Below are 9,575 nucleotides of genomic sequence, written 5' to 3'. Positions count from 1 at the left end.
CGTTTCGCCCACGCAGGCGCTCAGGAGAAAGAAGCCCGGGCCGAAGTGCATTCCGGTTCAGGCAAGGGCCGCGTAATCGTCCTCTTCCACGGGTTCCAGCCATTCATTGCGGCTGTTTTCTCCCGGCACTTCCACGGCCACATGGGCGAACCAGCTGTCTTTCGCTGCTCCGTGCCAGTGCTTCACCCCGGCGGGAATGATGACGACGTCGCCCGGAAAAAGTTCCCGGGCAGGGCTGCCCCATTCCTGGTACCAGCCGCGCCCGGCGGTGCAGAGAAGTATCTGTCCGCCGTTTTTTGATGCGTGATGGATGTGCCAGTGATTGCGGCAACCGGGTTCAAAGGTCACGTTGCCGATGACGACGCCTTCCGTGGAAAGCATGCTGAGCCAGCTGTTGCCGGTGAAGTATGCGGCATAGGCGGTATTGGCCTCTCCTCTGGGAAAAAGATCGGTGATGGTGTCCATGACTGCTCCTTGGTCAGGCTTTTGAGGGCGCGTCGAAGATGCGTTGCGGAAGGCCGCGGGGCGGCGTCTTCCGTGCGTCCGGCATAGGGAAAAGATAACGCCGGACATGGGGGAAAAACAGAGCCTCTTCTCTCGATTTCTTGCACGATGCTCTCGGGATGATGCAGAACGCGTCACGGAGAGCGGGGCCGGATGGGTGTGGCGGAGGCATGGTTCCCGAACTGTTTTTAATGCAGGCTTCTGCCGGTACTTTTTGCATGGAGCGCGAAGCTTGCCAGGGCAAGGAGCGCGGCCGAGGCAAGAATTGCCGCCGACAGGGTGAAGATGCCCGGCATGCCCGAGCTGTCGTAGATGCGGCCGCCCACGGCTGCCGCCAGGCCTATGGAGAACTGAATGGCCGCCACGGAAAGCCCTCCGGCGATTTCCGCCTTGTCGGCCAGGGTGAGGGCTATCCATGCCGTCCAGCCCACGCAGATGAGGCCGAAGGCAAAACCCCAGAAGAGGAGAAGCCCGAGGCATGCGGCCGTATGTCCGGGGAAGAGGAACAGGAACAGGGCTGCCGCCGTGAGTGAGCCGTGCACGCCGAGCATGGTGAGGCGAAAATGCCTGTTCAGAATCACCCCTGCGCACAGCGTACCGAGGGTATTGGCCGTACCGTAGGCCAGAAGCATGGAGGAAAGCCCGACCGGATCCAGCTGGAGGTTGTGTTCCAGGCAGGGACGCAGATAAGTGAAGAGAGCGTGATACCCCCCATAGCTGAAGATGGTGGCAGTCATACCTGCCAGTACCCATTTCACCTTCAACAGGGAGAACATGGCGCGAAAGTCGTTGCCGGGGCGCGGCGGAATGGAGGGAAGGGCGGCATACTGCCAGAGGAGGGAGAGGATGCCGGGAAGCGTCGAGAACAGGAATACGTTGCGCCAGCCGAAATACGCTTCCAGCAGGCTGGCCAGAGGAAGAGAAAGGATGGTGGCCACGGATACACCGGAATAAAGGATGCTCAGGGCGCGGGGGATATCCTTTTGCGGGACAAGCTGTATGGTTACGGCGGAGGCCAGAGACCAGAAGCCGCCCACGCAGACGCCGAGCAGCGCGCGCCCCAGCATGAGTGCGGCATAGCTGCGGGCCGAGGCCACCAGAAGATTGGAGGCGATGAGCAGGGCGGAAAGGATAAGGAGTATGCGCCGCCTGTCGGTATGCGGGGTGAGGGGGGCGAGCAGCAGACTGGTGAGCACGGCGAGGGCGCCCACGGCGGTGACGCTCTGGCCGGCCATGCCTTCGGAAATGCCGAGGCCCAGGGAAAGGGGAGTGAGCAGGCTCACGGGTGTGAATTCGGCGGAAATAAGGCATGTCACGCCCAGGAACAAGGAAAAGACGGCGGACCAGCGGGCTCTGGCAAGGGGAGGGGTGATGGGGGAAGCTTCCATGGCGGATTCAACCTGCGGTTGGAAAGTGTTGCACATAGGGATGTGAAGAGCGGGAGAACGGCCCCGCTATTTATTTCAAGCTTTACTTGAAGAATTCGGTACGTCCGCAAAGGGGATGATGCTCACATGGTCATGAATTGCCCATGCTACACTTCTTAGATGAGAAAAAGTTCCCCGGGTACGCTGCCTGCGGGCTTTCTTCCTGCATTCCATGGCCTGCACCTTTCTTCCGCAATGAAGAGCAGGGTCGCGGGGAAAGGAGCCGATATTGTTGAAGGGGAGAAGTTGATCAGCTTCCTATTGTTCATATTCGGGGTGTCGCACCGACAGATGCGGGCGGCATCGACGGGAGGGGGGTATCCCGAGCTGGTTCGGGAAGAGCCGGATTGAAAAGAAGGCCGGTCGGCAAAGCGTTGACGAGGGACCTCGGCATGGTGCCTCCTTGCTGTTGCGGGTGAGCGAGAAGGTCTCTTCCGGGCTCGACAGGGCGAAACATATCCTGAAGCGGGCTTTCCGGGAAAGTCCGGGGAGGGATGCGCCGTAAGGGCGGAATGGGAAAAGGGAAAGCTAGTTGCGCTCTTCGGGACGGGCCTCTTTCAGATGCGTGCGGAAGAAACGGCTGAGTTCGCGGAAGTGGAAGCGGGCTTCCGGCATATCTTCATCCATGTGGTACTGTGCATGGGAGAGCCCTTCAAAAACGATGAGGTCGGCGGGCACGCCCGCTTCACGCAGCTTCAGGTGCATACGCACGGTGTTGCTGAGGAAGAGGTCCCGCGTGCCGGAAGTGAGCATGGTGGGCGGCAACCCCCGAACATCACCGTACATGGGGGAAAGGAAAGGGTCTTCCATGCTGTGCCCCGCGCTGTAGAGCCGGGCCGCTCCGGCCAGCCAGCCGCCATAGCCCACAAGCACGTTGTCCAGCCCTTCGTGGGTGAAGTAGCTGTCGCCCGTTTTGCTAAGTTCCGTCCACGGGGTTCCCGCTCCGAGAGCGGCGGGAAGGGGCAGATTTTCGGCCTTGGCACGAAGAGCGAGGATAAGCGTCATGGCCCCGCCCGTGGACGTGCCGAAAACGCCGATGCGCTCCGCAGGCGCCCTGGTGAGAAGCTCACGGTACACGGCCATGGCATCATCCATGGCGGCGGGGTAGGGGTAGTCAGGGGCCATGCGGTAATCCACGGAAATGATTCTGAACCTGCCGAGTCCCGCCATGAGCACGGCTTCCTGCGTGCCTGCCTCGCCCCGGCCCAGCACATAACCGCCGCCGTGCAGGTGCAGGAGGATGCGTCCGTCGTCGGCCGTATCCTTCGGTTCTATGATGAAGACCGGCACGCCGCCCATGACGGCAGATCTGGAGGTCACGCCCAGCTTTTCGCGAAGGGCGGGCAGGGCGGCGCACTGCTTTTCGGCCATGGCGGAGGCCCAGGCCTTCCAATCTTCAAGGCTCTGGGGGGGCCTGTCCCAGCCGGAGGGAATCCCCTTTTCGATCATGGCTCTGAGTTCCGGGCTCACGGTATCCGGCACGGGGAAGGGAGAATGTTCCGCCCACGCGGGCAGGGAGGAAAAGGCCAGAAAGGCGGAAAGAAACGCTGAGGCTATATGTTTCATAAATGCTCCTGGGAACCGCAGGCCTGAAGGCGGCTCTGCATGTGTTATAAGGGAAAATTTTTTCCATAGCCAATACTTATATTGAATGAAAAACCATGCTTTACGGGCATGAAAAAGGCCGCTATTCTGGCGAAGAGACGTTTATGGGAATACGCGACAGGGGGTTCGGTGTTTTTCTTTGCGGGCTGAGCGTGAGGCACGGAACCAGAAACGCTGAATGAGGGACGGGACATACTTTTCCGGGATTGTCCTTATCCGGGGGAAGGAAAACAGACCGGGATCGACGGAGACGGAAAGGAGAGTCATGGAACTTCGGGTACTGCGCTATTTTCTGGCTGTGGCCGGGGAGGAGAACATATCGAAGGCGGCGGAACTTCTGCATGTTACGCAGCCTACGCTTTCCCGCCAGATCATGGATCTGGAAGAGGAACTCGGCAAAAAGCTTTTTCTGCGCGGCGGGCGGAGGATGACGCTCACGGAGGACGGCATGTTCCTGCGTAAGAGGGCACAGGAAATCGTGGCCCTTGCCGACAGGACGGTGGAAGAGTTCCGCGTAGCGGAGGAGGAAGTGAGCGGGGACGTTCACATAGGCGGAGGAGAAACGCAGGCCATGCGGCTTATTGCCGGGGCCGCCCGCCGCCTTTTTTCCGCGCACCCGCATATTGCCTATCATCTGTTCAGCGGCAACGCCGCCGAGGTCATGGAAAAACTGGATGAAGGGCTGGTGGACTTCGGCGTATTCGTGGGGCCGGCCGACCTCTCCCGCTATGAATATGTGCGCCTGCCCATGAAGGACGTGTGGGGCGTGCTTATGAGAAGCGACCACCCCCTTGCCGGAAAAGCGGCTCTGGGCCCTTCGGACGTGGCAGCTCTTCCCCTTTTCTGCTCACGTCAGCACCTTGTGGCCAATGAGATCGCCGCCTGGATGGGGGAAAGGTTTGACTCTCTGAACGTGCTGGGGACTTATAACCTTCTCTACAACGCTTCGGTCATGGTGGAGGAGGGCATGGGCTGCGCCCTGTGCCTGGACGGCATCGTGCACTGCGAGGCCGGGGGAGCATTATGCTTCCGTCCGCTGGAGCCTCGCCTTGAGGTGGGGCTTGTTGTAGCATGGAAGAAATATCAGATGTTTTCCCGGGCGGCGGAACGCTTTCTGGAGGCGCTGATGAAGGAATGCGAGGCGGAAAGAGGAGCCTGAAAGAGGAAGGCGTTTTTTGTCGTGCGCTTTGCAGGAAAGCATTATCGCCTCGACTCTGCGGCTTCCGTGGGAAAAAAGAGTTTTCTCGGCGTCTGCGTCTCGGCTTACGCTTTTCACGGGGATATTCCTGTGAAAAGAAGATCGGCGAATGGGGAAGCGGGATGAAAAGGGCCGCATCCCTGAAGAATGCGGCCCGGCAAAGCGTATGGCTTACAGGGTGATGAGTTCGTATTCCCCGCTGCCCAGGCCGACGGCTTCGGCATGGCGGATCTGGCCGCGCCAGTCCGTGGCGGGATGAATGCTGGTGAAATGGTCGTGTCCGGCATGGTCGCATTGACTGAGCACGCTGGTGGCTATGGCCGGGGCGGCGTTCACCGCGTCGATGCAGGCCTTGTCAAGAGCCACAGGGTCGAAACTGGCGAACATGCCGATATCCGGTACAACGGCGGCGTCGTTTTCTCCGTGACAGTCGCAGCAGGGGGAGACCTGGTTGACGATGCTGATGTGGAAGTGGGGGCGGCCGTCCACAACCGCTTTGGCATACTCGGCCATGCGGCAGTTGACGTCGTTGTTGCTGGCGTCGATATCGTTGGCAATGGCGTTGAAGTTGCATACGCCGATGCATCGGCCGCAGCCTACACACTTTTCATGGTCGATATGCGCCTTGTGTTCCGTCACGGTAATGGCCTGCTGAGCACAGTAGCGGGTACAGGTACGGCAGCCGCGGCACTTTTCCTCATCCACCGTGGGCTTGCCGTTGCAGTGCATGGCCATTTTCCCGGCGCGGCTGCCGCAGCCCATGCCGATGTTCTTGATAGCGCCGCCGAAGCCGGTGAGCTCATGTCCCTTGAAATGAGTGAGGGAAATGAATATATCGGCATCCATGACGGCGCGGCCGATAAAGGCGCTTTTGAGGATGATGCCCCCATGCACGGGTACTTCCACGTCGTCCGTCCCCTTCAGCCCGTCGGCGATGATGATCTGGCAGCCGGTGCTGAGCGGCGAGAAGCCGTTTTCATTGGCAGCGGCGAGGTGTTCAAGGGCATCCTTGCGCCGGCCCACATAGAGGGTGTTGCAGTCGGTGAGGAATGGCTTGCCGCCGAGAGCCTTCACGCGGTCGGCCACGGCGCGGGCAAAGTTGGGGCGCAGGAAGGAAAGGTTCCCCGGCTCTCCGAAATGCATTTTGATCGCCACGAATTTGTTCTCAAAGTCCATGCGTTCCATGCCTGCGGCAAGCATGAGCTTGTCCAGTTTCTCCAGAAGGCTGGTACCCACCTTGCAACGCATGTCGGTGAAATAGACTTTTGATGCTGCCATAAGTTTTCTCCTGGTACGGTATGGGGCGGTTGTCATGTCCTGTCGAAAAAGCCGGAAAGCGACGCCTGCGCCGACAGGACGGGGCGCGGGTATCCGGGCATGGCGGCATGGATGTTCCGGACGAGTTCTTCCCGTGAAGGTGCGCTCAGCTTTTCCATGTCGGAGTCGATGAGGTGAAGTTCAAGCCTTTCCGGTGCGATAAGGCGCAGGCGCAGATCGGCTTCGGGCAGGCCTGCCGAGGCAAGGGAAACGCGGGCTGCCTTTTCCCCGGAAGCTATGGCGGCCAGCATTTTTCCGGTAGGCTTAGCGCCGTAGGGCAGGCGCGTGAGCAGGCATGGACGCGCCTTCTGCAGGGGCTGTTCCATGCCGGTTGCCTCCGCAAAGAAGTGTATCTCCTTTTTGCCGAAACCGGCAAGGGCTAGAGGAGAGAGGACGCCGAGTTCCCGCACGGCCCGGATCCCCGGGCGATAGGCCGAGGTATCGGAAGCGTTGGTGCCGTCGCAAAGGGGCAGGGACGTTTCCGCGAGAAGGCAGGTGAAGAGTTTCTTCTTGCATGCGTAGCAGCGCTCGCGCGAGCCCGCCGCCACAAGGGGAAGGCTCAGAGGATCCACCGCTGCTTCCCGGAAGGGGAGGGCGTTCTTTTCCGCCCACGCGCGGGCGAAATCCGTTTCTTCCGGCGGTACATGGGGCCCGGTGACGTGCAGAAGCAGGGGCTTCAGGCCGAAAAGCCCTGCGGCATGGGCAAGGAAACGGCTGTCCAACCCGCCGGAATAGGCGAGGGCAAAGCATCCGCCTTCCGCCGCGTCGGAAAGCACCTGCCGCAACCCGGCAAGAGAAGCAGGATACATGGCCTTCTCCTCAAAAAGACTGGTCGGCGTCCGGGCTTCCGCATGCGAAAAGCACCCCGTTCGGCGCATCTTCAAAGACATGCGTGCCGTAGACCAGGGCCTTTTTTTCCACCCGCATGGAGGGCCAGGGGCCGAACTCTGTGGGGAGCGCCTTCAAAAGTGCCATGGCCGTGGGGGTGACGGTTTCCCCCTGCCCGGGGAAGGGGCGTACCGGTATGCCGTCCATGAGCTCCAGCACTGCCGGGGCAGGCACGGGGATGACGCCGTGGGCGCAGCGTACGAAGCCGTCGGCCATGGGCAGCGGGCTGACCACGAAGCGCGAGGGGGCAAGCAGGCAGAACAGTTCACAGCTCATACAGATATCGAGGATACTGTCCAGCGCGCCCACTTCGTGGAAATGTACTTCCTCCGGAGTTTTGCCGTGCACGGCTGCTTCGGCCCGGGCAAGGATGGTGAAGGTTTTTGCGGCGAGCTTTTTGGCCTCTTCGGCCATGCCGTTTGCGGCGATAACGGAAAGCACGTCGGCAAGGGTGCGGTGCTCGTGCTGCCGGGGCAGGTCGACCTGCGCGTGCATCCCTCCGATATGGTTTACTTCCCGGCGCATCAGGTGCACGGCACCTTTGAGTTCGGGCATGACGGCGGCGAGCCTTTCGTCCATTTCTTTTTTATCCAGGCCCGTCATGCACAGAAGCCCTGCGAGGAAAATATCGCCGGAAAGGCCGGAATGGGCACGTATGGTCAGCACGGGGCCGGAGGGGGCGTCGTTATGGTGATGGTGGGAATGTTCGTGATGTTCGCTGCTCATAGGTTGTTTACCACGCGCGCCGCGGCGCATGCCGCGCCGTAGCCGTTGTCGATGTTCATGATGGCGATGCCGGGGGCGCAGCTTGAAAGCATGCTGGAGAGCGCGGCGTGCCCGCCCCGGGCGACGCCGTAGCCCACGGAGGTGGGCACGCCGAAAACGGGCAGGGGGGTCAGCCCTCCGAGTACGCTGGCAAGGGCCGCATCCAGCCCTGCCACTACAATGACAGCCTGAAAGCGGTTGATTTCCTCAATTCTTTCGGTGAGTCTCCACAGTCCTGCCACACCGCAGTCTTCAAAAACCTTGTGTCCAATGCCGAGGTATTCCAGGGTGCGCGCAGCTTCCCATGTCACGGCGCCGTCCGCCGTGCCGGCGGAGACAATGGCCACCCGCCCCCGGCTCCGGGCGGGAAGCGTCTCGCCGAAAGCCGTGCGGGAAAGCGGATGGTAATCATAGCGCTCCTGCACGGCGGCGGGTATCTGGGCGAAAATGCTTTCGGCAAGCCTTGTGAACAGGATGGGGCGGCCTGAACCTCTGCCGAACTGTTCCAGAAGCTCGCGCACGGCTTCCACGGGCTTGCCTTCGCAGAACACTGCTTCCGGCAGGCCGATACGCGCGGTGCGGGCATGATCGAAAAGAATACCGTGATCCATGATGTTTCCTTTTGGAAAGGACATAGCGTTCCTGAACAGTTTTCGCAAGTTGCGGCACTCCCGCCGCAATTATGAAGGAATAGGGAAGGGGGAACAGTCACGATTCTTTCTTTTTCTTGCCTGATCCTGCTTTTGTCGCGTCTTTCTGTACGCTCTCCGGCAAGAGTGAAGATAGGGCTTCCCTGCCGGAGAGCGCGGCAAAGGAGCTCAGGCAAGTCAAACGCCCTTTGCCCGGAGTGCCTGCTGGGAGCGGCGGCAAAAGGACATGCCGGAGGAAGCAAGGCCCCTGCGGGAAAAAATATGTTTGCCGAGCTTGACAGGGCGTTTTTGTGTATTATGCTCATTTGTGCAAAACAACAGAGATGTGATGCGTGAGGATCACGCCAGGGAGAAAGGATGCCCCGCCCGAAACATTGCCGTTATGTGAGCAGCGCGCCTTGCGTGACCTATTTCAAGCCCCGGGGCATACCCATGCGGGAGCTGGAAGAGGCCACCTTGAGCGTAGATGAGCTGGAAGCCCTGCGCCTTGCCGACATGGAGGGGCTTACCGCCATTGAGGCCGCAGAAAGGATGCGCGTGTCGCGCTTCATTTTCGGGCGCACGCTTTCTTCCGCGCGGCGCACTGTGGCCACGGCCCTCTGCCGGGGCCTTGCGCTGCGCATAGAGGGGGGCAGTTACGCCCTTTCCCAGCACTGTTCCCGTACTTCTTGCAAGGAGATAACAATGCAGAAAATAGCCGTTTCCAGTGAAGGCCCCACCCTTGACGATTATGTCGACCCCCGTTTCGGGCGTGCCGGCGGCTTTGTGGTGGTGGATCTGCCGGACATGAAGGTGGAGTACATCGACAACGGAGCGTCGCAGATGATGGCCATGGGCGCGGGTATAGAAACTGCGGAACGCATGGCGCGCGCCGGGGTGGAAGTGGTGCTCAGCGGTTATGTGGGCCCCAAGGCCTTCGATGCGCTTACCGCCGCGGGCATTAAAATCTGCCAGGATGTGGAGGGCATTACCGTGCGGGAAGCTGTGGAGCGTTTTGCGCGCGGGGAACTTCCCTTTGCGGAAGCTTCCAACAAGTAGGGGATGCTTATGAAAATCGCCATTGCCAGCGGCAAGGGCGGCGCGGGCAAGACCAGCGTTACGGCTTCTCTGGCGCGGGTGTGGGATACGCCCCTTGTCGCCGTGGACACGGACGCCGAGGCCCCCAACCTGCACCTTTTTCTTCATCCGACGCTTGAAGAAAGCCGGACTTCCCTGCTCACC

General features: G+C 60.7%; 9 protein-coding genes and 1 pseudogene. 3 read left to right on the top strand and 7 right to left on the bottom strand.

The window, feature by feature from the left end:
* Positions 1-57 precede the first annotated feature (57 nt).
* The 3 genes from K8W16_RS08910 to K8W16_RS08900 form a co-directional block, all read right to left on the bottom strand.
* A complete protein-coding gene (locus K8W16_RS08910; RefSeq protein WP_304122796.1) occupies positions 58-465 on the bottom strand; it encodes a cupin domain-containing protein in 408 nt (135 codons plus the stop codon).
* A gap of 227 nt (positions 466-692) precedes the next feature.
* Positions 693-1,892, bottom strand: a complete 1,200-nt coding sequence (locus tag K8W16_RS08905; RefSeq protein ID WP_304122795.1) for an MFS transporter — start codon at positions 1,890-1,892, stop codon at positions 693-695.
* Positions 1,893-2,459: 567 nt separating this feature from the next.
* A complete protein-coding gene (locus K8W16_RS08900) occupies positions 2,460-3,497 on the bottom strand; it encodes an alpha/beta hydrolase (RefSeq protein ID WP_304122794.1) in 1,038 nt (345 codons plus the stop codon).
* 304 nt (positions 3,498-3,801) lie between these two features.
* Here K8W16_RS08900 and K8W16_RS08895 point away from each other — a divergent pair, with 304 nt between their 5' ends.
* A complete protein-coding gene (locus K8W16_RS08895; RefSeq protein ID WP_304122793.1) occupies positions 3,802-4,695 on the top strand; it encodes a LysR family transcriptional regulator in 894 nt (297 codons plus the stop codon).
* A gap of 210 nt (positions 4,696-4,905) precedes the next feature.
* Here the strand turns inward: K8W16_RS08895 and K8W16_RS08890 are convergent, their stop codons facing one another.
* Genes K8W16_RS08890 through larB form a run of 4 tightly spaced genes read right to left on the bottom strand, consistent with a single transcriptional unit; the run spans position 4,906 to position 8,315 of the window.
* Positions 4,906-6,012 (bottom strand): DUF362 domain-containing protein, encoded by a 1,107-nt coding sequence (locus K8W16_RS08890; RefSeq protein WP_304122792.1) that lies wholly within the window; start codon positions 6,010-6,012, stop codon positions 4,906-4,908.
* Positions 6,013-6,044: 32 nt separating this feature from the next.
* On the bottom strand, positions 6,045-6,860 hold the full coding sequence (locus tag K8W16_RS08885; protein ID WP_304122791.1) for a tRNA(Ile)-lysidine synthetase: 816 nt from the start codon (positions 6,858-6,860) through the stop codon (positions 6,045-6,047).
* A gap of 10 nt (positions 6,861-6,870) precedes the next feature.
* Positions 6,871-7,665 (bottom strand): LarC family nickel insertion protein, encoded by a 795-nt coding sequence (locus K8W16_RS08880; protein WP_304122790.1) that lies wholly within the window; start codon positions 7,663-7,665, stop codon positions 6,871-6,873.
* The gene (larB, locus tag K8W16_RS08875; protein WP_304122789.1) at positions 7,662-8,315 is read right to left on the bottom strand and encodes a nickel pincer cofactor biosynthesis protein LarB; all 654 of its coding nucleotides are present in this window, start codon (positions 8,313-8,315) and stop codon (positions 7,662-7,664) included. Before larB ends, K8W16_RS08880 begins: the two co-directional genes overlap by 4 nt.
* 396 nt (positions 8,316-8,711) lie before the next feature.
* Between larB and K8W16_RS08870 the strand changes: the two genes are divergently transcribed.
* On the top strand, positions 8,712-9,392 hold the full coding sequence (locus tag K8W16_RS08870) for a DUF134 domain-containing protein (protein WP_304122788.1): 681 nt from the start codon (positions 8,712-8,714) through the stop codon (positions 9,390-9,392).
* A gap of 9 nt (positions 9,393-9,401) precedes the next feature.
* Positions 9,402-9,575 (top strand): annotated as a pseudogene (locus K8W16_RS08865) ((4Fe-4S)-binding protein); the annotation flags it as partial.

Origin of the sequence: Mailhella massiliensis (genome assembly GCF_020741395.1) — a bacterium.
GTDB lineage: Bacteria > Desulfobacterota > Desulfovibrionia > Desulfovibrionales > Desulfovibrionaceae > Mailhella > Mailhella massiliensis_A.
The sequence above is the reverse complement of the archived record's forward strand: the minus strand, read 5'-3'. Positions and strand labels throughout refer to the sequence as shown.

Bases quoted from the DNA above. Each gene is read 5' to 3' on its own strand.
- K8W16_RS08910 (WP_304122796.1), bottom strand. From the start codon at position 465: ATGGACACCATCACCGATCTTTTTCCCAGAGGAGAGGCCAATACCGCC.
- K8W16_RS08905 (WP_304122795.1), bottom strand. From the start codon at position 1,892: ATGGAAGCTTCCCCCATCACCCCTCCCCTTGCCAGAGCCCGCTGGTCC.
- K8W16_RS08900 (WP_304122794.1), bottom strand. From the start codon at position 3,497: ATGAAACATATAGCCTCAGCGTTTCTTTCCGCCTTTCTGGCCTTTTCC.
- K8W16_RS08895 (WP_304122793.1), top strand. From the start codon at position 3,802: ATGGAACTTCGGGTACTGCGCTATTTTCTGGCTGTGGCCGGGGAGGAG.
- K8W16_RS08890 (WP_304122792.1), bottom strand. From the start codon at position 6,012: ATGGCAGCATCAAAAGTCTATTTCACCGACATGCGTTGCAAGGTGGGT.
- K8W16_RS08885 (WP_304122791.1), bottom strand. From the start codon at position 6,860: ATGTATCCTGCTTCTCTTGCCGGGTTGCGGCAGGTGCTTTCCGACGCG.
- K8W16_RS08880 (WP_304122790.1), bottom strand. From the start codon at position 7,665: ATGAGCAGCGAACATCACGAACATTCCCACCATCACCATAACGACGCC.
- larB (WP_304122789.1), bottom strand. From the start codon at position 8,315: ATGGATCACGGTATTCTTTTCGATCATGCCCGCACCGCGCGTATCGGC.
- K8W16_RS08870 (WP_304122788.1), top strand. From the start codon at position 8,712: ATGCCCCGCCCGAAACATTGCCGTTATGTGAGCAGCGCGCCTTGCGTG.